General features: G+C 70.7%; 11 protein-coding genes and 1 pseudogene. 6 read left to right on the forward strand and 6 right to left on the reverse strand.

The window, feature by feature from the left end:
- Nucleotides 1–2: 2 nt before the first annotated feature.
- Entirely contained in the window at nt 3–1,319 is a 1,317-nt protein-coding gene (locus KV203_RS18880; protein ID WP_066473546.1) for an ABC transporter substrate-binding protein, read from the reverse strand.
- Between the two features lie 198 nt (nt 1,320–1,517).
- Here KV203_RS18880 and KV203_RS18885 point away from each other — a divergent pair, with 198 nt between their 5' ends.
- Genes KV203_RS18885 through KV203_RS18895 form a run of 3 tightly spaced genes read left to right on the forward strand, consistent with a single transcriptional unit; the run spans nt 1,518 to nt 3,708 of the window.
- The gene (locus KV203_RS18885; protein WP_066473677.1) at nt 1,518–2,330 is read left to right on the forward strand and encodes a siderophore-interacting protein; all 813 of its coding nucleotides are present in this window, start codon (nt 1,518–1,520) and stop codon (nt 2,328–2,330) included.
- Between the two features lie 29 nt (nt 2,331–2,359).
- Nucleotides 2,360–3,175, forward strand: a complete 816-nt coding sequence (locus KV203_RS18890) for a DUF2786 domain-containing protein (RefSeq protein ID WP_066473675.1) — start codon at nt 2,360–2,362, stop codon at nt 3,173–3,175.
- On the forward strand, nt 3,172–3,708 hold the full coding sequence (locus KV203_RS18895) for a TIGR04338 family metallohydrolase (RefSeq protein ID WP_066473543.1): 537 nt from the start codon (nt 3,172–3,174) through the stop codon (nt 3,706–3,708). The genes KV203_RS18890 and KV203_RS18895 overlap by 4 nt, the downstream gene beginning before the upstream one ends.
- Before the next feature lie 16 nt (nt 3,709–3,724).
- On the opposite strand, the gene KV203_RS18900 is transcribed toward KV203_RS18895, so the two are convergent.
- The gene (locus tag KV203_RS18900) at nt 3,725–4,525 is read right to left on the reverse strand and encodes a family 1 encapsulin nanocompartment shell protein (protein ID WP_066473540.1); all 801 of its coding nucleotides are present in this window, start codon (nt 4,523–4,525) and stop codon (nt 3,725–3,727) included.
- 8 nt (nt 4,526–4,533) lie between these two features.
- Nucleotides 4,534–5,532: a Dyp-type peroxidase gene (locus KV203_RS18905; RefSeq protein ID WP_066473538.1), complete on the reverse strand. Its 999-nt coding sequence runs from the start codon at nt 5,530–5,532 to the stop codon at nt 4,534–4,536.
- A gap of 94 nt (nt 5,533–5,626) precedes the next feature.
- Between KV203_RS18905 and KV203_RS18910 the strand changes: the two genes are divergently transcribed.
- Complete coding sequence (locus KV203_RS18910) at nt 5,627–6,319, forward strand: phosphatase PAP2 family protein (RefSeq protein ID WP_066473536.1); 693 nt, start codon at nt 5,627–5,629, stop codon at nt 6,317–6,319.
- Here the strand turns inward: KV203_RS18910 and KV203_RS18915 are convergent.
- From KV203_RS18915 to KV203_RS18925, 3 genes are read right to left on the reverse strand one after another with little or no spacing between them, the layout of a single operon-like run.
- A complete protein-coding gene (locus KV203_RS18915; RefSeq protein ID WP_157079920.1) occupies nt 6,292–7,797 on the reverse strand; it encodes a bifunctional phosphatase PAP2/diacylglycerol kinase family protein in 1,506 nt (501 codons plus the stop codon). The genes KV203_RS18910 and KV203_RS18915 overlap by 28 nt on opposite strands.
- A gap of 36 nt (nt 7,798–7,833) precedes the next feature.
- Entirely contained in the window at nt 7,834–8,898 is a 1,065-nt protein-coding gene (locus tag KV203_RS18920; RefSeq protein ID WP_066473534.1) for an ABC transporter ATP-binding protein, read from the reverse strand.
- Nucleotides 8,899–8,920: 22 nt separating this feature from the next.
- Entirely contained in the window at nt 8,921–9,556 is a 636-nt protein-coding gene (locus KV203_RS18925; protein ID WP_169797541.1) for a siderophore-interacting protein, read from the reverse strand.
- A 288-nt stretch (nt 9,557–9,844) separates the two neighbouring features.
- Here KV203_RS18925 and KV203_RS18930 point away from each other — a divergent pair, with 288 nt between their 5' ends.
- On the forward strand, nt 9,845–10,867 hold the full coding sequence (locus KV203_RS18930) for an ABC transporter substrate-binding protein (RefSeq protein ID WP_066473523.1): 1,023 nt from the start codon (nt 9,845–9,847) through the stop codon (nt 10,865–10,867).
- Nucleotides 10,868–11,008: 141 nt separating this feature from the next.
- Nucleotides 11,009–24,682 (forward strand): annotated as a pseudogene (locus tag KV203_RS18935) (amino acid adenylation domain-containing protein); the annotation flags it as partial.
- Nucleotides 24,683–24,791: the final 109 nt, after the last annotated feature.

Below are 24,791 nucleotides of genomic sequence, written 5' to 3' on the forward strand. Positions count from 1 at the left end.
GGCTAGTTCGCGCCGGCTGTCTCGATGCCCTTCTGCATGTCCGTGATCGCCTGGTCGACGGACTTCTCCCCCTTCAACGCAGCGTAGGCGTTGTCGTGCACGGCAGTGGACAGCGCCCGGTAGAACGGGGAGACCGGCCGCGGGACCGCAGCCATGATCGACTCCTTCAGGGTCGGCAGGTACGGCATCACCGACACCAGCGCCGGGTCCGCGTACAACGACTCGCGCACCGGCGGCAGCTGACCCTCGCCGATGATCCGCTGCGCATCCTCACCGGTCACGAACTTCACGAAGTCCAGCGCCGTGTCCTTGTGCTTGGAGTACGCGCTGATCCCGAGGTTGTAGCCACCCAGCGACGAGGTCCCGATGCCGTTCACGCCCGGCAACGGCGCCACCGCGTACTTGTCCTTCACCTTCGACGAGTCCTTGGCCGCGGTGCCGTAGACGTAGGGCCAGTTGCGCAGGAACAGCAGCTTGCCGTCTTCGAACGCCTGCTGGCTCTCCTGCTCCTTGAAGGTAATCGCATCGGCCGGGATGTCACCGCTCTTGAACCCGTCGACCAGCTGCTGCAGCCCGGCCCGCGCCTCGGGGCTGTCCACGGTCGGGGTCTTGCCGTCCGGACCGACGAAGCTGCCGCCGCGCGCGTTCACCGCTTCGGCGGTGTTCACCGTCAGGCCCTCGTAGTTGGCGAACTGTCCCGCGTAGCAACCGATGTTGTTCTGCTTGGCGATCGGGCACTTCGCGATCAGGTCGGACCAGGTCTTCGGCGGGTCCGGCACCAGGTCCTTGCGATAGAACAGCAGACCGCCGTTGGTGTTCTTGGGCGCCGCGTAGAGCGTGCCGTTGTAGGTCGCGCTGTCCACCGTCGGGGTGATCAGCCCGGTGGTGTCGAGCGCGTACTGGTCGGTGAGCGGCTGCAGCCAGCCCTTCGCCGCGAACTCCGCGGTCCACACCACGTCCATCCCGAGCACGTCGTAGTCGGCTTGCTTGGCCTGCAGATGCTGGACGAAGTCGTCGTGGGCGGCGTCGGCGTCGGCCGCCTGCTCCTTGAACGTGACCTGCTCGTTCGGGTGGGCGGCGTTCCACTTGTCGATGATCTGGCGGATCACGCCGTTCTCGGTGGTGTCCTGGCCCTCGGCGTAGGTGATCGGGCCGCGATCGCCGGCCGCCGACGCACCGGTCGAGCCGGCCGACGAACCTGCCGTCGTCGAACCTGCCGACGACGAGCTGTCGTCGGACGAGCATGCGGAGACGGTCAGCAGGGCCACCGACGCGGCGGCCAGCACCGCCTTGGGAATCAGGGAAGACCTCAGCTTCATTCGCTACTCCGCTCCATTCGTTCCGCTCCGTTGCGTACGCACCCGCCGTCTCGGCGGCGTCCGACCGGCCTCGGCGTGAGCGGGCACATCGACGGCGACACTACTCAGCGGCAGCTCGGCGCCCGCCGAAGGGGTACGGTGGGATCACGATCCAACCCGCTAAGGGTCACCTAACTGGTGGCGATCGGAGAGGAACGCATGGCCACGTTGCTGACCGTCACCGGCACTCAGCCGATCACCCCCACGCTCCGCCGGCTCTGGTTCACCAGTGCCGACCTGTCTGCGTTCGCGGACAGCGCGTTCACCGACCGCTACGTCAAACTGATGTTTCCCCGGCCCGGTGTGCCCTTGCCCGGGGCGGACGATCCGCGGTCGATCGACCTGCGGACCTTGCGGGCCACCCTGCCGCCCGCGGATATGCCGACCCTGCGGACCTATACGGCGCTGTTCCCGAACGTGGAGGCGGGCACGATGGCGATCGATTTCGTGGTGCACGGCGACGCGGGAGTCGCCGGACCCTGGGCGCACGCGGCCGAAGTCGGGGATTCGGTGCTGGTCAACGGGCCGGGCGGGGCATATGCACCCGATCCGACGGCAGCGTGGCATCTGCTCGCCGGTGACGAATCGGCGATCCCGGCGATCAGCGCTGCAGCCGCCGCACTGCCGGAGGACGCGGTCGGGGCACTGCTCGTCCTGGTCGATTCGGTCGACCACGAACCCGTGTTGACGACACCCGCCGGCGTGGTGGTGCAGTTCCTGCACCGCGACGGCACCGACGGGCAGCTCGCCGCCGCGGTGCGCGACCTGGACTGGCCGGACGGGCGGATACAGGCTTTCGTGCACGGCGAAGCCCACGAGGTGATGCACGAGATCCGGCCCTACCTGTTCCGGGAGCGCAAGCTGGCGCGTCGGCAGGTCTCGATTTCCGGATATTGGCGGCGCGGCCGCACCGAAGAAGGCTTCCGGGCCTGGAAAGCCGAGCTCGCGGCCGCCGAAGGCGCCACCGGTTAGTGTCGGCCGCCGCCGGTAGGTTGGCCGGCATGGGATCGGACCGGACACTCACCCGAATCGGTGGTCTGCTGCGCCAGGCCGAATCCACCGACAACGAGTACGAAGCCGCCACCTTCCTGGCGGCGGCGCAGCGACTCGCCACCCAAGCGTCGATCGATCTCGCGGTCGCTCGGGCGCATGTCGCCGACCGGGAGCGGCGGCCGCAGCCGACGCAGCGGATCATCGAGATCGGCGAGGCCGGGCGCAAGGGTCTGCGCACCTATGTCCAGCTGTTTCTGGTGATCGCGCGGGCGAACGACGTCCGGTGCGATATCTCGCGCTCGTCGACGCTGGTGTTCGCCTACGGCTTCGATACCGATATCGACACCTGCGAGACCCTGTACGCCAGCCTGTTGTGGCAGATGGTCGCGGCCAGCGACCGCTACCTGAAGTCGGGGGTGTACCGATCCGAGACGGTGGAGCGGGTGGTCACCGAGACCCGGGGACGCCGCCGGGTCCGGCGGATCGAGCGGGTGCCGTTGGCCGGGGTGACCGCGCGACTGAACTTCCAGCTCGGCTACGCCGAACGGATCGGCATCCGGCTGGGGGAAGCGCAGCAGCAGGCCGAGCGCGCGGCGCTGACCGGGCCGGCCGAGGCCGGGACCGCGCTGGCCCTACGGAACAAGCAGGTCGAGCTGACCGACTACTACACCGGTCACTCCACCGCCCGTGGCGCCTGGCGCGGGGCACACGCGCCGACCGGCTACTCCCCGGCCGCGCGGCAGGCGGGTGACCGGGCCGGGCGCAACGCGCGGTTGGGCACCGAGCCGCAGTTCGGCGCACCCCGCGGCAGCATCGAGGCATGAGCCCGGGCCGAAGCCCGGCCGCGCGCCCCCGCGACGTCCAGCGCAGCCGGGTGTACGACGCCGAACAGCTGCTCCGGACGCTCTTCGACCACGCCGACGCCGTGCCCGGGCGCACGATCGAGGCCTACGGCACCCGGCTGACCCTGCCGGTGGAACGGCGGTTCGGATCGGTGGCTGCGGTACAGGACTACACCGACCGGTTGCTCGCACTCACCTGGGTCGGCGCGCGCTGGCCTCGCGCCGCGATCGCGGTCCGGGTGCGCGCCCGGGCCGGACATCGCGCCGCCCACTACGAACCCGACACCTCGACCCTGGCCCTACCGGAACAGGGCCGAGCCGCGCGGTGGGCGCTGCGCGAGCTGGTGGTACTGCACGAACTGACCCACCACCTGGACTCGGCACCGGCTACACACGCCGCGCACGGACCCGAGTTCTGCGGCCGCCAGCTGGAGCTGGTGGACGAGGTGATCGGGGCCGAAGCCGCATTTCTGCTCCGAACCACCTACCTGCAGTGCGGCGTGCGGCTGGGCTGATCGTCGGCGCCCCCGGTCAGACCGCCGACAGCGCGACCGACGCCTCCGGGGTGTACACCAGGAAGGTCAGCGATTCCTGGAAGTACAGCTGCACCGTATCCGCGTCGTGCGACAGATAGCCGATCGAGAGGTCCTGGCCCAGCTGCAGATCGAAGTCACCGCCGCGGGTCGAGACCAGGAACGCGCCGCGGATCGCGGGGGCCCAGACGATGTCGCCGTCCAGCTGACGAGCGATCCGATCCCGGAGCGGGTACCCGTATACCGAGCTCTCGGTGATCAACGTGTAGTAATCGGCACCCAGCAACAACGCATAATGCCCGCCGACCCCGGCCAGCCGCAGCGTGCTGAGCGCCCGCGCGATCGCGTCCGGCACCTGCGCGATGTCGGTCGGCATGGACACTTCGTCGTTCGTCGACGTCGCGCGCATGCCGCGGATGCCGGCCGCCTGAAACCCCTCGAAAATCGCCTGATCCTCGGCGAACGCGATATTCTGCGCGGCTTCCTTGAGCGGATCGAGATCCGGGTCCTTGGCACCCCGCTGCACGTCGTCGAGCTCACGCCGGGACAAGCTGAACGGCACCCGCAGCTCGACCAGTGGCGCCACCCGACGCAGTCGCGACTGCACCCCGCGCGCCGGCGAGGTGATCTCCTCGGTCCGACCGAGACCGACCGCCGAGTACTCGGTGCCGTGCGGACCGGACACGTCGACCACCCGCCGCCCGGCGATGTTGCGCCGGAACGTCCGAGTGGCTTCCTCTTCGATCGCCGCCCAGGCCGGTGCGGTGATCGGGGCCAGTTCGCGATGCAGATTGTTCACGTGAACTCCTATCTGAGGCTGCCGATCCCGAGTGATCCGTCGGCCACTCGGGCCGGCGCGCTCGGGGCCGGTACGACGTCGGCCGGCGGGGGCGGGTTGTCGAGAAACTCCACCGGCGGGGTGAAGAACAGCGTGCCGGTGACCGCGGTCGAGAAGTCCAGAATCCGGTCGTGTCCCGCCGCGGCGCCGTCCGTGCCGAGGAACATCCGCCGCAACATCGTCTCGGTCACGTCCGGATCCGCCGCGTAAGCGATGTAATAGGTGCCGTACTCGCCGGTCGCGACGTCACCGAACGGCATGTTCGCGCGCAGAATCTGGCGGGCCACCCCGGCGGCGTCGGTCAGGCTGTTCATCGCGACGTGCGAGTCCGGCGCCTGGTCGGCAAGCTCGAAGTCGTCCAGCTTGGTCCGGCCGATCACCCGCTCCTGTTCGCCGACCGACAGCGCCCGCCAGTCCGCCATCGCATGCAGGTACTTCTGCACGATCACGTAGCTCCCGCCGGCGAAATCGGGATCCTCCGCGCCGACCAACGCCGCCGAGTACGCGGCCGCGCCGGTCGGGTTCTCCGTGCCGTCCACGAAACCGAGCAGATCCCGCTGCTCGAAATAACCGAATCCGACGGTGTGATCCACGATCTCGGCGAATCCCGACAGCCTCTCGACGAGCTTGCCGGCCAGCTCGAAGCACGCTGCGGTGGTTGCGGCGGTGAGATGGAACAACAGGTCACCCGGCGTGGCCGGGGCACAATGCCGATCGCCGCGCAGCTCCTCGAACGGGTGCAGCGCGGCCGGCCGGGGGCCGCCGAACAGCCGGTCCCACGCAGCCGAACCGATCGATGTGACGCAGGTCAGCCGGTCTGCCGGAACCCGGAAACCGACCGAGCGGGTCAGCCCGGTGACGTCGGCGAGCAGGTCCCGAACCCCGTCCTCACCACCTTCGTGCACGGTGACCACCAAGAAAATGGCAGACCGGTTCAGCGGGACGAGGATCGCTTGAGGTTCCCCCACTCGGTCCAGTCTAGCCGTACCGTCGCTCCCGGGCCGACATTCCGGCCTATTCATGATCGCGCGATCGCCGGCAGCTCGCCGGGTGAGGAGAACGATGCTGGCCGCACCGGACGATTCCCGCGACCTCCGGCCGCTGCTGTGGGCCGGCGCGCTGGGCGCGCTCGCCTACCTCGCCTTGTGGTGGGGTTACCGCGCCGGATTCCGGCCGGAACTCGACGCCGACGACGCGGTACTACGCCGGCTGGCGCCGCACGCCGTCCCGGATTCGGCCTGGACCCATACCTTCGAGGCGATCAGCCTGGTGCTCGGGCCGACCATGTGGCGCGTGGTCGCCGTCGGCGTGCTGCTCCTCGCACTGCGCCGTCGGCAATTCCCGCCGCCGGCGCAGTTCGCCGTCCTGGGGGTCCTGCTCGGTGGATTCGTCGCCCAAGGCGCGAAGCTGCTGGCCGACCGATCGCGACCCGGACCGGCGGCGGTCTCGGCATTCAGTTCGTCGTACCCGTCCGCACACGCGTTCGGCGTCACCGTCGCGGCGGTCGGCAGCCTGTTCTGGCTGTGGCCCCGATTGTCGCGTCGGGGACGATGGGCGGCCGGCGCAGCGGCTGCGCTCGTGGTCGGCCTGGTGTGCTTCGCCCGGCTGGCGCTGGCCGTGCATCACCTGTCCGACGTGCTCGCCGGGGTAGGCCTGGGGCTCGCCTGGACCGCTCTCTCGGTCCTGATCATCCGGCGAGCCGGCCGCGTCGGTCGGCACACGCCGAGTCAGTCGGCGAACCCCGGCGGGCGATAGACGGTGAGTGCCCGGTAGTCGACCCGGATCTCGATCCGGTCGGTGATCTCACCCAGCTCGCCGTCCCGGGCGACCGGCACCGCGCCGTCCAGGATGTCCATCTCGAACCGAGGCACGTCCAGCTCGTGGTAGCGGCGATTGTGCGCGATCCGGCCGGTCGCCACCGCGAAGAGGAACCCGATGCCCCGCAGGCCCGAGGCCGCTTCGAGCAGCCGCACATCGACCAGTCCGTCGTCCATTCGGGTCCGGATCGCCGGCGCGAACCCGCGCGGCTCGTACACCGAGTTGCCGACGAACATGCCCTGCAGCTCGATTTCCTTGTCGTCGTAGCGGACCCGGGAGGTCGGGGCGGTCCGCGCGATCAGGAACGCGGCCACCGCAGCGGCCGGGAACTTGCCGATCCGCCGCTCGTAGCGCTCCCGGATCCGGACGAACTCCGGGTAGGCCCCGGCGCTCGCCGTGTTCAGGAAGGGCTGATCGTTCAGGTAGGCGACGTCGACCCGACCCGCGTTGCCGTCGGCCAACGCACGCACCACCTGAGCCACCGACCCGAGCCCCAGGTCGCCGGCGAAGTGGTTGAACGTGCCGGCCGGGAACACCGCCAGCGGTATGTCGTGCCGCATCGCCGCTTGTGCGGCCGCACCGACCGTGCCGTCCCCGCCGCCGACGCCGAGGACCTGCGCCCGTTGCGCAGCCGCATCCAGCACGGCCACGAGATCGGCATCCGGTGCCAGTTCGATGATCTCGGCGTCGGGCAGTGCGACCCGTACCTCGGCGAGAATCCGGGTACCCCGGCCGCCGCCGGAGCGCGGGTTGATCACCAACACCACCCCTTGGCCACGGGGCCGGGGCGGCTGCGGGATCGGCATCGGCTCGGACCGATTCGGCGGAATCGGTTCCACCGGGGGCACCAGCCGGCCACCGAGCGTCGCGATCCCGGCGCCGAGGGCGAACCCGGCGATCACATCGGACGGATAGTGCGCGCCGGTGGCGATCCGGGAGAAGCCGACCGCTCCGGCCAGCGCGCTGAGCGCAAAACCGATCGCCGGACTTTCCAGACCGACGGCGGCGGCGAACGCGGCTGCGGTCGCGGCATGACCGGACGGGAACGACGACGACGACGGCAGCCGCTTGGAACGCCGCGCGAGCGGCACCGGCAACAGCTCCGGCCGTTTCCGGTTGGACATTCGCTTGGTCACCTGATTTGCCGCGAAACTGGTGATGCCGAGGGTGATCAGGCCACGGGTCGCCGCGCGGCGGGTCCGCCGACTGCCCGAGTTCTGCATGGCGAGCGCAATCCCGACCCACAGCTTCGAGTAGTCGGCCGCGTTGGTCAGCAGCGGCATCACCCGATCCAGAGCCGGGCTTTCGGTCTGCGCGATCGCCTGGAAGAGCGCGACATCCAACGCATGAACCTGCGATACCACCCCCATGTCCGGCTCGTTCGGATCAGACCCGGTGCGGTCGCGCGCGCTCACCTTGACGACTATGCCAGGGTCGACGATCCCACGGGGTCAACCGATCCGTCGGCCGTCGGGACCGAAAAAGTGCACGTGCGCCGGCTCCACGGCGAGCCGGATCCGATCGCCGCGAGCCGGCGGCCGACGCCAGTCCACCCGGGCGCAGATCGGGGTCTCGCCGCCGGTGATCGCGGCCCGGCCGTAGCCGTAGGCGTCCGAACCGAGCTCCTCGACGACATCGACCTCCATCTCGATGCCCGCGCCGACCTCGAAATGTTCCGGCCGGATGCCGACCATGACCTGGTGCCCACACTCGGCCACCACCGCCCGCGGCACCGGAATCGCCGCGCCGCCCAACGACACGGTGTCGTTGCCGATCGGCAGCTCGAACAGGTTCATCGCGGGCGAGCCCATGAATCCGGCGACGAACATGTTCACCGGATTCCGGTAGAGGTCGCCCGGGGTATCGCACTGCTGCAACACCCCGTCCTGCAGCACCGCCACCCGGTCGCCCATCGTCATCGCCTCGACCTGGTCGTGCGTGACATAGACGGTGGTGGTGGCGAGTCGGCGCTGCAGCTGCGCGATCTGGGTCCGGGTCTGCACCCGCAGCTTGGCGTCCAGATTGGACAGCGGCTCGTCCATCAGGAACACCTGCGGTTGCCGGACGATCGCACGGCCCATCGCGACCCGCTGCCGCTGACCGCCGGAAAGCGCCTTGGGCTTGCGATCCAGATACGCCTCGAGATCCAGCAGCCGGGCCGCCTCCCGGACCCGGCGATCCCGCTCGGTCTTGTCCACCTTGGCCAGCTTCAGCGCAAAACCCATGTTTTCCGCGACGGTCATGTGCGGGTAGAGCGCGTAGTTCTGGAACACCATCGCGATGTCGCGATCCTTCGGTTCGGCATCGGTCACGTCCCGACTACCGATCAGAATCCGGCCGTCGTCGACCTCTTCCAACCCCGCCAGCATGCGCAGCGACGTCGACTTGCCACACCCGGACGGGCCGACCAGCACCAGGAACTCCCCGTCGCCGATCTGCAGGTCCAACTGATCGACGGCGGGTGTCGACGAACCGGGAAACAGCCGGGTCGCCCCGTCGTAGGTCACAGCAGCCATGCGGTGCAGTATTGCGCAGGGGTCACAAACCGGCGCGTTCCAGGGCCTCGTCGTAGATCTCGTCGGCTTCCCGCTCGGTGCCACCGCAGTCGAGCACGTTCTGCCACAGCGCCTCGACGGACTCGCTCACCGCGGAGTAGCGGGCATTCCACGCGTCGGCGTCGGCGCGCCAGTAGCCGATGACGTCGAGCCGATCGTTGGACCAGCCGCGTTCCCGCCGGAAGTACTTGCGCATCTCCCGGCACACCGCCGCCTCGCCGGCGAACCAGGCGTAGCCCGGCCCGTCGGATAAGGCATGCCGGCGCACCGCGGCCACCAACTCGCTGGCCGCCGCGCCGTTACCCGTGCCGACCAACGCCTGCACCGACACCCGGCCGGCCGTCTCCAGGACCGGGATGTCCGCCGGGTCGAGCACCTCCAGGACGGCATGCGCCCGGGCGCCGGGAGCAAGCTCTTCGACAATCCGGGACAACGCCGGAATGCCGGCCAGATCGGCCGCCAGCAATTGCCATTCGGCGTCCGGCGGCGGGGAATACCAGGCCCGCGGATTGGTGAAGAACAGCCGCATTCCGGGCACCGCCGAGCGCGCCCAGGTCGCCCCGACACCCCCTTCGTGCAGCATGAAATCGATCGTCAGCCGATCCGAAATCGGATCCACCTGCCGAATCGTGTAGTTCCGGCCGATCGAAAGATCCACGTCCGTCGACCAGAAATCGCCATTCGGCGAGAAATAGACGCCGACCGCTTCGTCCGCTCTGCCCAGCGAGAACCGCGCACAGAGCGAATCGCCGGCGAACTGAACGCGGACGATGTTCGAGCCGAGCCGGCCCACGGAAACGACTTTTACATGTCCAGAGCTGGGCGAATCATGCATCGCGCACCAACCTCTTTCCATCTTCACGTTATATTTAGGTAATCATAACCTAACTCGATCAGGTGAGGACTCATGATCAGATCAACTACCGGCGACCGCCGACGGACTCGCCCACGACGTTGGCTCGCGGCCCTGGCCGTCGGTCTCGTCTCGCTGGGCGTGCTCGTCGGCTGCAGCAGTTCCAGCGACTCGACCGACACGTCGGACAGTTCGGCGGGTGGCGCCTTCCCCGTGACGATCGACCACAAGTTCGGGTCGACCACCGTCGACGCGGAGCCGACCAGCGTGGTGACGGTGGGTTGGAACGATCAAGACTTTGCGCTCGCGCTCGGCGTCGTGCCCGTCGCGACCCGATCGTGGTACGAAAATTACTCTAGCTTCCCCTGGGTACAAGCAGCCCTCGGCGGTAAAGATCTGCCGACCATGTCCGGCGACGAGATCAACTTCGAGGAGATCGCCCAACGCAAGCCGGATCTGATCCTCGCGATCTACGAGACCATCGACAAGAAGACCTACGACCGCCTCTCGGAGATCGCGCCGACCGTCGTCCAGTCGGGCCAGTACCCCGACGAGGAAACCCCCTGGGACGTCCAGACGCTGACGACCGGCAAGGCGCTCGGCCGCACCGACCAGGCGACCGCGCTGGTCGCCGAGGTGCAGAGCAAGATCGATGCAGCCAAGGCCGCGAATCCCGAATTTGCCGGTAAGACGCTGGTCGAAGACTTCGGCACCGAGGGCGAATATGTGCTGGCTGCGGGCGATCCGCGGCGCGCGTTGTTCGACGCGCTCGGCTTCGCCGCCCAGCCGGAGGTCGGCGACATCAGCCAAGAACGGTTGGACGTGCTCAACCGGGACGTGCTGTTCGTGAACGGCCGGACCAAGCAGCAGATGCTCGGCAACGAGCTGTTCGCGCGTCTGCCGGTCGTCACCGAGGACCGGACGCTGTACGCCGGCAACGAATCCGCACTCTCCGGGGCGCTTGCCTACGGCGGCCCGCAGGCCCTGCTCTATGCGACCGATCGGGTCGTGCCCCAGCTGGCCAATGCCCTCGACGGCAACCCCGCCACACCCGTCGAGGACCTGTCGAACAGCTGATTCGCTCCACCCACGTCGCCGAGGCGGCCGGTCGGCATCTGCCCGGCCGCCTCGGGCGTGGCCGGAAGCCGCCTCGAACGACGGCGCTTCCTTTGTTCTGCAGTTCATCTGGGATCGGAGGCGTCACCCATGACCGCGATGATGGATATCGACGAGCTGCTGGCATGGCTGCGCCGCTGGAACGATCCGAGCGTGCCCGAGGTCGTGACCACGGTCCCGCACCTGTTCGCCGCACAGTCGGCCCGGACCCCGGACGCGCTGGCCGTGCAGGCAGGTGACCTGCGGCTGACCTACGCCGAGCTGAGCGCCCGGGTGAACCAGCTGGCCCGGCACTGCCGCGCGCTCGGGGTCGGCCCCGAGGACGTCGTGGCGATCTCGCTACCGCGTTCGCCGGAGATGGTCGTCGGTCTGCTCGCGGTGCTGGTCGCCGGCGGCGCCTTCGTTCCGGTCGATCCGCAGCTACCGGCGCAGCGCCGCGACCGCATCCTGGCTGATTCCGGCGCCCGGTGGTCGATGGTCGCGACCGGCACCGATCCGGCGACGATCCCGGTCGACCTGACGGATTGGGCGTATCACGATCAGCCGGTCACCGCGCCCGAGGTGACGATTCGCGGCAACCAGCTCGCCTACATCATCTTCACCTCCGGTTCGACCGGGACGCCCAAGGGCGCGATGATCCGGCACGAGGCGATCTGCCAACGCATCCAATGGCAGTCGGCACAGCTGTTGCACTTCGGCCCCGGCGACGCAGCCCTGTTCAAGGCGCCGTTGTCGTTCGACATCTCGGTCAACGAGGTGCTGCTGCCGCTGCTGTCCGGCGGCTACGTCGTGGTGGCCGAGCCGGGCGGCGAACGGGACCCGGAGTACCTGCTCGAGCTCATCGACGACGCCGGCGTCACCTTCGTCTACCTGGTCAGCTCGATGCTCGACACCCTGCTCGAGCTGGCCCGCGGCACCGATCGACTCGCCCGGCTCCGGCACGTGTGGTGCGGCGGCGAGGTTCTCACCCCCGAACTGTTCGAGCGGTTCCGCGCCCAGGTCGCCACCACGATGTATCACGGCTACGGGCCGGCCGAAGCGACGATCGGGGTCTCCCACGTCGTCTATCGCGACTCGGCCCAGCGGATCGGCACGTCGATCGGCAGCCCGAACCCCAACACCCAGCTCTACGTGCTCGACGAACGGCTGCAGCCGGTGCCGATCGGCGCCGGCGGCGAGCTGTACGCAGCCGGGTTCCTGCTCGGCCGGGGCTACGTCAACGCGCCCGGCCGCACCGCCGGCCGGTTCGTGGCCGATCCGTTCGGCGCGCCGGGCGTCCGGATGTACCGCACCGGCGACCTGGCGCGATGGCGCGAGGACGGCACGCTCGAGTTCCTCGGTCGGGCCGACAACCAGGTCAAACTCCGCGGCATGCGGCTCGAACTGGAAGAGATCGAGGCCGTGCTCGCCGAACATCCCGCCGTGCGCCAGGCGGTCGTGTTGCTGCGGGAGACCTCGGCGGGGGCGAAGTACCTCGCGGGATACGCGCTGTCCGGCACGGCGACCGACGCCGATCTGCGGACATGGTGCGCGGGCCGGCTGCCGGAATACATGGTGCCCAGCTCGGTCACCGTGCTGGCGGAGTTTCCCACCACGGTCAACGGCAAGGTCGACCGGCGGGCGTTGCCCGAGCCGGAGCCGGCGTCGACCGCCGGACGCGCCCCGCACACCGCCGCCGAAGCCCTCATGTGCGAGATCGTCGCCGCCGTCCTGGGCCGCCCGGCGGTGGGCGCCGACGACGATTTCTTCGCCATCGGCGGAGACTCCATCCTGGCCATCGGCATCATCGCCGCAGCCCGGCGCCGCGGCCTGTCGCTGCGGGCGCGCGACATCCTGACCGGCCGCACCCCGGCGGCGCTGGCCCGCGCCGCGACCCCGTTGGTGAGCCGGATCGACGCCGACACGCAGGTCGCCACCGGCGACGTGCCGGCAACCCCGATCCTGTCCTGGCTCGACGAGGTCGGCAACGCGATGCGCGGCTTCTACCAGTCGATATCGGTGCGGGTACCCGCCGAGCTGACGCTCGGGCAACTCACCGACATCCTCGGCGCGCTCGTCGACACCCACCCGATCCTGCGGGCCCGGATCGACGGCGCGCAGCTCCGAATTCCGGCCGAACCGCACGCGGTACCGGTGACCCGACTCGAATCGGCGCCGACCCGGGAACTGGTCGAGCGGGAACGGGCGGCGGCGGCGCTGCGGCTGGATCCGGCGGTCGGGCGGCTGGTCGAGGCGGTCTGGTTCGATCCCGCACCGGAGTTCGAGAACCTGCTGGTCCTGGTGGTCCACCACACCGTGATGGACGGGGTCTCGCTGCGCATCATCCAGGATGATCTCGCCACCGCCTGGGCCGCGATCCGGGCCGGGGAACCACCGGCACCGGACCGGCCGGCAACCGCGTTCCGGTACTGGGCGCGCCGGCTGGCCGGGACCGACTTCAGCGCCGACCTGGCCTTCTGGCAACGCACGGCCGGCACCCCCGACCAGCCGATCGCAGCGCTCGATCCGGCCCGGGACACCGTCGCCACCGAACGCTGCCTCCGGGTTCGCGTGCCCGCCGCCGACACCGTGCGCTTGTTGGGCCCGGTTCCGGCCGCGATCCGCGGTGGGGTGAAGGACGTGCTGGTCGCGGCACTCGCACTGGCCTACCCGCAGTGGCGGGGCGCAGGATCGGCGCTGCTGCTCGAACTCGAGGGGCACGGCCGGGAACCCGGCGCGGTCGACGACGGGATCGACCTGTCCCGCACGGTCGGCTGGTTTACCACCCTGTTCCCGGTTGCGCTCGACGCCGGCGACCTGACCTGGGACGACGTGCTCGCCGGCGGGCCCGCGTTGGGTTCCGCGGTAAAGACGATCAAAGAGCAACTGCGGGCGATACCGCACCGCGGCCTTTCCTACGGCGCGTTGCGGTATCTCGCCGGCCGCTCCGACCTCGCGGTGCAGCCGCAACTGCTGTTCAACTATCTGGGTCGGTTCGACACGGGCGCCGACAACGCCGGGTGGGCGCCGGCCGGACCGGGCGATCCGATCGCCGAAGGACGCGATACCCGCATGCCGTTGCCCCGGCCGCTGGAGATCAACGCGGTCGCGTTGCCCGGCCCGGACGGGTTGCAGCTCGAGGCCGTGTTCAGCTGGCCGGCCGCGGTGCTCGACGAAGACCGGGTGACCGCACTGGCCGACCGGTGGGTCGCCGCGCTGCACGCGATCGCCCACAGCCCGGCCGTGCACGGCCCGACACCGTCGGACTTTCCGCTGGTGTCGCTGCGCCAGGCCGACGTCGACGCGCTCGCCGGCGAGATCGTGCCGCTCACCCCGCTACAGCAGGGCATCCACTTCCACTCGACTTTTGCGGCCGGGGAAGACGCGTACGTGGTCCAGCAGATCGTCCGCCTGACCGGGCCGGTCGACGAGCCGCGATTGCGCCGGGCGGCCGACCGGCTGCTGGTTCGGCATCCGAACCTGGCCGCATCGTTTCGGACCACCGCGGACGGTCGGGTCGTCGCCGTGCTACCGGACTCGGCTCGGATGCCCTGGCAGTCCGCGACCGCTGCCGACGACGGCGAACTCGCCGCAATTGCCGAGCGCCAGCGCACCGAACCGTTCGTGCTCACCGATGGTCCGCTGATCCGGTATGCGCTGGTCCGGCTGCCGAACGCGACCGCGCTGATCCAGACCGTGCATCATCTGGTCGCCGACGGCTGGTCGGTGCCGATCCAGCTGGCGGAACTGCTGGCGTGGCACGCCGATCCGGCCGCGCCGCTCCCGGCGCCGGTCCCGTTCACCGACTTTCTGCACTGGCTCGACCGGCACGATCCGACCGCCGGGATCGGCGCCTGGACCGCCGCACTGAGCGGCGTCACCGAACCGACCCGACTGAGCGACGCGCTGGCCGGCGCGGGTACCGGCACCGGATTCGGCCGGGTCCAGCGAGAAATCCCGGTCCCGGTCGCCGGCGCCCTCCGGGAGCTCGCGACGGCCGCCGACGCCACCCTCGCCGACGCGGCGACCATGGCCTGGGGGCTGTTGATCGGTCGGCTGCTCGGCCGCACCGACGTCGTGGTGGGGGCGACGGTGTCGGGCCGGGGGATCGACCTGGCCGGCGTCGAGCGGATCGTCGGGCTGTTGATCAACACGGTGCCCGCGCGGGTGCGGTGGCAGCCGGGGCAGTCGCCGCGCGCCGTCCTCGCCGAGTTCGCCGAGCACCGGCGAGACCTGGTCGAGCACCAACACGTGGGCCTGCTCGACATCCAGCGGGCGATCGGGGTCGGTACGCTCTTCGACTCGCTCGTCGTGCTCGATGCCGGCGCCGACCTGACCGACGCCCGGGTTGCCGAGGTCCGGATTGCCGGCGTCGAGGTGATCGAGGCACCGCACTATCCGGTGACCCTGATGGTCGGCATCGGCACCTCGATCACCCTGACGCTGACCCACGATCGCGCGATCCTGGCCGAGCCCGCGGCGCAGCAGTTGCTGCAGCGCTACGTTGCGCTGCTCGACGGGCTGGTGTCGAGCCGAACGTGCGCCACGATCGATCTGCTGGCCGACTACGAACGGGACCGGTTGCTGACGGGTGGCCGTGGCCCGGCCGGGGTCGACGCGACGGTACTCGAGCTGCTCGCCGATGCGCGGGCGGCGTTCGCCGACCGCACGGCCGGTCTCGCCGATCACACCGGGGACGAGCCGGTCGGCTATCTCGAGCTGTTCGAGCGCGCCGACCGGATCGCCGCCGCGCTGCACGACCACGGCGTGCGCCGCGGCGACGTCGTCGCGATCGCGCTGCGGCGCACCATCGGTATCCCGATCGCGCTGATCGGCATCCTGCGCGCCGGTGCCGCCTATCTGCCGATCGACCCCGGCTATCCGGCCGAGCGGATCGAGTTCATGCTGACCGACGCGGCGCCGGCGCTGTTGCTCACCGACCTGACGAGCACCGACCTGGAGATCGCCGCGCCGGCCGGGATACCGGTGCTGTCCTACGACGCGGCAGTGGTCGCCACCGCGCCGGTGCCCGAGGTCACCGTGACCGGCACCGACCTGGTATCGCTGGTCTACACCTCGGGCAGCACCGGCCGGCCCAAGGCGGTGCTCGGCACCCATGCCGGATTGGCCAACCGGCTGACCTGGGCGCGCGACCGCTGGTCGCTGCCCGAACCGGATATCCGCATCGCGAAGAGCTCGATCAGCTTCATCGACGGCACCACCGAACTGTTCGGTGCAATCGTCGCCGGCGCCACGCTGGTGCTGGCCGACGAGACCGCCACGACCGACGCCCGTGCGCTCGCCGAGCTGGTCGGCCGGCACGGCGCCGGGCAGATCCTCGCGGTGCCCAGCCTGGCCGGACTGCTCGCCGAGGTCGCCGCGAACCGGCTCGGATCGGTCCGCCGCTGGATTCTCAGTGGCGAAGCGTTGAGCGAATCGGTGGTCGCAGCGCTCGCAGCGGCTACTCCGGCCGCCGAGATCGTCAATTCCTACGGCTCGTCCGAAGTCGCCGGTGACGCCCTCACGACCCGCGTCGGCACCGGGCCGGGTGGGGTAACGCTCGGGGCCCCGATGCCGGGCAACGACGTGTTCCTCCTCGCGCCGGACCTGTCGCTCACGGTTCCGGGCGCCTTCGGCGAGCTGTACGTCGGTGGCAGTCAGGTGGCTCGCGGCTATCTCGGCCAACCCGGGGTCACCGTCGCCCGGTTCGTCGCGAATCCGTACGGACCGCCCGGATCGCGGCTGTACCGCACGGGTGACATCGGCCGGCTCGCCGGCGGTCACATCGGCCGGCTCGCCGGCGGTCACATCGGCCGGCTCGCCGGTGGCAGCCTGATCGAGTTCGCCGGCCGGGCCGACGATCAGGTGTCGATCAACGGGCATCGGGTCGAGCTCGGCGAGGTCGAGGCGGTGTTGTCGGGCGTCGCCGGGGTGGGCGATGCGGTCGTCGCCGCCCGCACCGTACCCGGCGGTTCGCGGGTGCTCGACGGCTACGTCACCGGCGCGGTCGATCCGGATCTGGTCCGCGCCACGGTGGCCGCTCGGCTGCCGACCTATCTCGTACCGGCGTCGATCACGGTGCTATCGGCAATTCCGTTGCTGCCCAACGGTAAACGGGATCGGCATGCGCTCCCGGCACCGGCGGTGAGCACGGTAACGCAAGCTCCCCGGACGCCCCGGTCGGCCGCGATCTGCACCGTCGTCGCAGCGGTGCTCGGGGTCGAGTCGGTCGCGGCGAACGACGATTTCTTCCAGCTCGGCGGTGACAGCATCAGCGCGATCCGGGTGGTGAACCGGCTGTCCACCGCCCGGATCGCAGTGGAGCCGCAGGATCTGTTCCGGTACCGGACGGCCGCCGCGCTGGACCGGTTCCTCGACGAGCGCCGGCCGGCCGACGACCACCACCCGGCGCAGTCGCGCACGGCAGTGCAGTCGCGCACGGCGGCGGAGCTGAGCGCGGCCCGGCAGGCGGTCCGATGGCCGGGGGAGATATCTCATGTCTGGGAGCTGTCCCCGCTGCAGACCGGGGTCTACTTCCAGGCCGCCTATGCCGATGCCGGCGCCGCCTACCTTGCCCAGAACGTGTTCGAGTTCGACCGTCGGCTCGACCTCGACGCGCTGCGCCGAGCCTTCGCGGCGTTGCTCGACCGGCATCCGGTGCTGCGGGCCGGCTTCGTCGGCGACGGTCTGGACCGACCGGTGCAGTTCGTTCCGGCCGACGTGGCCGCCGCCATCCCCGTCGTCGACTGCGACTCGGACCCGGAGGTTGCCGCGGTCCTGGCCGACGACGTCGCGACGCCGTTCGACCTGGCTACGCCACCGCTGATCCGGCTCACCCTGATCCGGCAGCCGGCGGCCGATCGGTTGGTGTTGACCAGCCACTTCCTGCTGTTCGACGGGTGGTCACGCGAACTGGTGTTGCGCGAGCTGTTCGCCCTCTACGCGTCCGCGGGGGCCCGCGGCGCGCTCACTCTGCCGCAGCGGAGCACGTTCCCGGATTTCCTCGGCTGGCTCGCCGGCCGGGATCACGACGCCGCGGCGCAGGCCTGGCGGGATGCGCTCGCCGGGCTCCCCGGCCCGACCCTGGTCGTCCCCGCAGCCGCCGGCCGGGAGCCGATCGCGCCGGAACGCGTCGTGGTCGATCTCGACGCCGAGCTCACCGCGCGCATCCAGCACCGGGCCCGCGCCGCGGGGGTCACCCTCAACACGGTGCTCACCAGTGCGTTGGGCCTGTTGCTCGGCTACCTCACCGGTCGCAGCGACGTGGTGTTCGGCACGACGGTGGCGGGCCGGCCGGCCGAGCTGCCCGAGTCCGACCAGGTGATCGGCATGTTCCTCAACACCGTCCCGGCGCGGGTCGCGGCCCGGCCCGACGAGCCGGTGCACGAGCTGCTGCGCCGCGTGCAGGATTTCCGGCTCGAGCTGATACCGCACGAGCAGCTGAGCCTCGGCGACATCCAGCGCGTGGCCGGCGGCGAGCCGCTGTTCGACACGCTCTACGTATTGCAGAACTTCCTCGACGACGACACCTTCGACGATCTGGATGCCGAGCACGGCATCGTCGGGGTCGGCTTCACCGATTCCACGCACTACCCGCTGACCTGGGTGTGTACCCCGAGCGCACACCTGCGGGTCAAGCTGGAATACCGGCCGGACGTCGTCACCGCCGCCCAGGCCGCGGCCCTCGTCGCGCGGTTCACCGCCATCCTCGCCGCGCTGATCGAGGATCCGAGCCGGCCGACCGGCCGGGTGCCGGTCGCGCGACCCGACGAGGTGCAACCACCGGCGGAGCTGCATCCGCTGCCGGCGCTGACCGTGTCGGATCTGCTCGCCGAACGAGCGGCTCGGTCGCCGGCGGAACCGGCGCTGGTATTCGGCGCGCAGACGCTGACCTACGCCGAGCTGGATGCGGGGATCAATCGGTACGCGCGGGCGCTGCTCGACGCGGGTGCCGGGCCGGAACGGATCGTTGCCCTGGCGTTGCCGCGGTCGGTGGAGATGGTCGTGGCCTTGTTCGCCGTGCTGCGTACCGGGTCGGCCTACCTGCCGCTCGAGCTCGACTATCCGGCCGACCGGCTGCGCACGATGATCGACGATGCCGGACCGATCATCCTGCTGTGCCGGTCGGACACCGCCGAGCTGGCAATCGACTTTCCGGGCACTGTGATCGAGGTCGACACCGCGGCCGCGGCGATCACGGAGCTGTCCGCCACCCCGGTGCGCGTCGCCGTCGACGACCGGCACCCCGCTTACGTCATCTACACCTCGGGTTCGACCGGAAAGCCGAAGGGGGTGGTGACTCCCTACGGCGGCCTGACGAACATGCTGGAAAACCATCGCGCTCGGATCTTCGCCCCGGTGGCCACCCGCCGCATGCGGGTCGCGCACACCGTCTCGTTCTCCTTCGACATGTCGTGGGAAGAGCTGCTGTGGCTGATCGACGGCCACGAGGTCCATATCTGCGACGAAGAGCTGCGGCGCGACGCGGTCGCGCTCACCGACTACTGCCGCGCGCACCGGATCGACGTGATCAACGTGACCCCGACCTACGCCGAGCACCTGGTCGACCAGGGTCTGCTGGACGGCCAGGGCCTGCTGGACGACAGCGGGCATGTTCCGGCGTTGGTGCTGCTCGGCGGCGAAGCGGTGCCGCAGAGTTTGTGGACGGTGCTGCGCGAGCACCCGGCCACCCGCGGATACAACCTCTACGGCCCGACCGAATACACGATCAACACGCTCGGCGCGGGCACCGACGACAGCGTCACCGCCACCGTCGGCCGACCGATCTGGAACACCCGCGCCTATGTGCTCGATGCCTGGCTGCGCCCGGTCCCGACCGGGACGATCGGCGAGCTGTACGCCGGTGGTGCGGGTCTGGCCCGCGGCTACCTGGCCCGGCCCGGCCTGAGCGCGAGCCGATTCGTCGCCGACCCGTTCACCCCCGGTGCGCGGGTATACCGCACCGGCGACCTGGTGCGGTACCGCGCCGACGGCAACCTGGACTACCTGGGCCGCGCCGACGATCAGCTGAAGATCCGCGGGTACCGGGTGGAGCCGGGGGAGATCGCCACCGCGTTGGCCGAGCTCGCCGGCGTGCGGTCGGCCTACGTCGTCGCCAGGGCCGGCCGGCTCGTCGCCTACGTGGTGACCGACCGGCCGGACCCGGCCGGATTGCGCGCCCAGCTGGCCCAGCGACTACCCGACTACATGGTGCCGTTGTGGTACGGCTTCCCGGCGACGCTGCCGATGACGGTGAACGGCAAGGTCGACGTCGCGGCGCTGCCGGAACCGGAATCGGCGGTGGCCGGTTCCGGTCGGGCAGCGCGCACCGAATCCGAGATCACCCTGACCGGAATCATCGCCGACGTGCTCGGGATCGCCGGGGCGGACGGCCCCGGGGTCGGCGTCGACGACGACTTCTTCACCCTCGGCGGTGACAGCATCTCCTCGATCGCGGTGTGCGGCCGGGCCCGCAAGGCCGGGCTGCCGATGACCCCGCGCGACATCTTCCGCAAACGGACGGTCGCGGCGCTGCTGGCCGGGATCACGCCGGTGCAGGTCGGCGCCGCCCCGGACGACGCCGGACTCGGCGCCGTCGCCGCGACCCCGATGCTGGCCGAGACGAAATCGGCGGCAACACCGTTGGCGAACTTCTACCAGGCGATGGAGCTGCAGATTCCGGCCGAGCTGCCCCGCGCCCAGCTCGTCGCGGTGCTGCAGGCAGTGCTCGACTGTCACGGGCTGCTGCGGGCACGGCTGGACGCCGACTGGACGCTGCAGGTGCCCCCGGCCGGCGCGGTCGCCGCCGATTCCGTGCTGAGCGACCGGGCCGAAGACCTGGCCGCCGCGGCCGCGGCCCTCGACGCCCGCGCCGGGCGGCTGGTGCGCGCGGTGCGTACCGCGCCGGACCGGCTGCTGCTGGTGATCCACCACCTGGTGATCGACGGCGTGTCCTGGCGCATCCTGTCCGACGACCTCGCCCGCGCCGCCACCGCGGTGCGGGCGGGCCGCGCCCCCGACCTGGAGCTACCGGCGACGTCGTTCCGCACCTGGTCGACCGTGCTGACCGCGGCGAGCGGCCGGTTCGCCGCCGAACGTGACTACTGGACGGACGTCCTCACGACGCCGGACCCGAACCTCGGCAACCGCGCGCTCGATCCGCGCCGCGATACCTGCGCCGGCGTGCTATACCACACCGCCGAGCTGCCGGCCGAGATCACCGAGGCGCTGGTCGGCGGTGTACCGGCGCGCTTCTACGGCAGCGTGAACGACGTGCTGCTCACCGGATTCGTCCTCGCGGTAGGTGAGTGGCGACGGCGACACCGGCGCGGCAGCGGCTCCGCGGTGCTGCTCAATCTGGAGGGGCACGGCCGCGAAGCCGAGGCGATCGGCGCGACCGCGGACCTGTCCCGCACGGTCGGCTGGTTCACCTCGATCTATCCGGCCCGCTTGGACCCGGGCACACCGACCTGGGACCAGGTCACCGCCGCCGGGCCGGAACTCGCGACCGCAGCGAAGACGATCAAGGACCAGCTGCGGGCAATCCCGGCGCAGGGACTGGGCTACGGGCTGCTGCGATACCCGGCCGATACCGAAGCGCCCGGTACCGACCCGCACTTCGCCGCAGCACCGCAGATCCTGTTCAACTATCTGGGCCGGTTCGCCGCCGGATCCGGCGACTGGCTGCCGGTCGGTCCGCTGCGCGAGGGGGTCGACGGATCGAACCCGGCGATCGCGCTGGAGGTCAACGTCGCGGTCACCGACGGACCGGCCGGACCCGCCCTGGCGGCGACGCTGGCGTTCCCGACCGGCTTCCTCACCGAGCCGCAGGTCGGCGAACTCGCCGAGCTCTGGCTCACCGCGCTCACCGCGCTCACCCGCTGTCCGCTCGCCGGGCACACGCCGTCGGACTTCCCGGCCGTGCGGCTGACCCCGGCCGACGTCGCCGCGCTCGGCGACGACGTCGAGACCGTATTGCCGCTGCTCCCGCTGCAGGCCGGGATGTACGTGCATGCGCAACTGGCGGCGTCGAACCCGGACGACACCGCCGACACCTACGTCGTGCAGCAGATCGCCGAACTGACCGGGCCGCTCGAACCGGACCGGTTGCGAACCGCGATCGCCGCGACGCTCGCCCGCCACCAAGGACTGCGCGCGAGCTTCCGCGAGCTCGGCGACGGCACGATCACGCAGGTGATCGCCCGCGACGTGGCGTTCGAGTGGACGGTGCACCCCGCCGATGCCGATCCGGGCGCAGCGGCGCTCGCCCGACCGTTCGATCTGGCGCACGCGCCGCTGGTCCGGTACGCACTCGTCAGCGACGGCCCCCGATCGCACCGACTGATCCAGACGATGCACCACATCGTCGCCGACGGCTGGTCGTACCCGCTGATCTTCGGCGACATCGTCACCGCCTACAACACCGGCACGCTGCCGCCGCCGGTCGCGACGTTGAGTGAGCACATCGAGCACTACCTCGCCCGCGACCGCGGCCTGCCGCAATGGTCGCAGCTGCTGGCCACCATCGACGGCCCGAGCATCCTGTTCCCGGACGCGGCGCCGAGTTCCGGGATCCGGTCGAGCGTGTTTCATCGGCTCACCGATCTGGCCGGCCTGGTGGCAACCGCACGCGAACGCGGCCTCACCCTCGGCACCGTCGTGCACGGCGCGTGGGGACTGGTGCTCGGCCGGCTACTCGACCGCGACCGGGTGGTGTTCGGTTCGACGGTGTCCGGCCGCGGTGGGGAGCTCCCGGGCGTCGATGCGATCGTCGGCCTGCTGATCAACACCGTGCCGGTGCCGATGGCCTGGTCCCCCGCCGACCCGGTCGGCGCGGTCTTCGAGCGCCTGCAGGAACAGCAGAGTTCGGTGTTGGACGCCCAGCTGGTGGGGCTGAGCGAGCTCGCTCGGCTGGCCGGGGTCCGCGAGTTCTTCGACACGATCGTCGTGGTGGAGAACTTCCCGGCCTCGACCGATCCGGCCGCCGGGCCCGACGATCTGGTCTACCGGGGATTCACCGGCACCGACGCGCCGCACTATCCGTTGTCGCTGGTGGTGTTCCCGGACGCGGACGGCCTGCTCGTCGAGCTCAAATACGATTCCGGCCGGGTGCGCGCCGAATTCGCAACACACCTCGCCGCGCAGGTGACCGCGCTGCTCGGCCGGTTCGCCGACGCACCGGACACCCGCGTCGCGGCCCTGCTCGCGGCCGCGCCCCCGCCCGCCGGAACCGGGTCGCCCGCACCGATCGCAGCGCCGGCCGTGCTGCCGGCCGACCGATTCGCCGCGATGGCGGCCACCTACCCGACGGCGATCGCGGTCTCGGCGAACGGCGTCGATCTGACCTACGGCGAGCTCGCCGCCCGGTCGGATCGGCTGGCCGGATCGCTGGCCGCACTCGGGGTCGGCCCGGAGACCCGGGTCGGGGTGGCGATCGCGGGGTCGGTCGACGTCGTCGTCGCGGCGCTGGCCGTGGTCAAGGCCGGCGGCTGTTACGTGCCGCTCGATACCGCGGCGCCGCCCGAACGGCTGGCCCACATCCTGGCCGACGCGGTACCGGTGGTGGTGCTGACCGACGGCACGATCCCCGGTATCCGCCTCGCCGATCTGCTGGACCAGCCGGCGCCCACCCGGCCGGTTCCCGCCCGGCCCGACCACGCCCGGCCCGACAATGCCATGTACCTCATCTACACCTCGGGTTCGACCGGCACACCGAAGGGCGTGATCGTCACCGCACGCAGCCTGTCCGCGCTGTTTACCGGCGCCGCAACGGAATTCGATTTCGGCCCGGACGACGTGTGGACGATGTTCCACTCGTTCGCGTTCGACTTCTCGGTGTGGGAGATGTGGGGACCGCTGCTGCACGGCGGCCGGTTGATCCTGATCGACCGGACCGTCGCGCGCGACCCGGACCGGTTCCTCGACCTGCTAGCCCGAGAACGGGTCACGGTGCTGAACCAAACCCCGTCCGCCTTCTACCCGCTGATCGACGCGATCACCGCCGACGACCGGGCCGCCGGGCGGGACCTCGCCCTGCGGTACGTGATCTTCGGTGGCGAAGCACTCGATCCGGCCCGGCTGGCGCCGTGGTTCGAGCGATTCGGGGACACCGCGCCCCGGCTGGTCAACATGTTCGGCATCACCGAGACCTGCGTACACGTGACAGCGCGTTCGCTCACGGTGGCAGACGCGGCGGGGCCGCGCAGTGTGCCCGCGGCCGAGCCGCGCAGTGTGACCGCGGCCGAGCCGCGCAGTGTGACCGCGGCCGAGCCGCGCAGTGTGACCGCGGCCGAGCCGCGCAGTGTGACCGCGGCCGAGCCGCGCAGTGTGATCGGCACCGGACTTGCGAGCCTGCAGGTGCAGTTGCTGGACCGCTACCTGAGCCCGGTCGCACCGGGCAGCACCGGCGAGATCTACGTGGGTGGCCCGCAGGTTGCCCGCGGGTACCTCGGCCGGCCCGGGTTGACCGCGGCCCGGTTCGTGGCCGACCCGTGGAACCCGGGGGCACGGCTCTACCGCAGCGGTGACCTGGCCCGACGGTCGGCCGACGGCGAGCTCGACTACCTCGGCCGCTCGGACCAACAGGTCAAGATCCGCGGCTTCCGGATCGAGCCCGGCGAGATCGAGGCGGCGCTGCTCGCGCTGCCGGAGATCACCAACGCGGCCGTGATCGCCCGGGAAGATCAACCGGGCCGCCGCCGGCTGGCCGCGTACCTGGTATCACGATCCGCCCTCGATCTGGATCAGGTCCGGGCCGCGCTCGCGGACCGATTGCCGGACTACCTGGTGCCGAGCGTGTTCATGGAGCTGCCGGCGCTGCCGCTGACGGTCAACGGCAAGCTCGACCGCGCCGCGCTGCCCGCCCCGCAACCCACCCACCCGCGCACCCCGACCTCGACTGCACCGG

Origin of the sequence: Skermania piniformis (assembly GCF_019285775.1) — a bacterium.
GTDB classification, from domain to species: domain Bacteria; phylum Actinomycetota; class Actinomycetes; order Mycobacteriales; family Mycobacteriaceae; genus Skermania; species Skermania pinensis.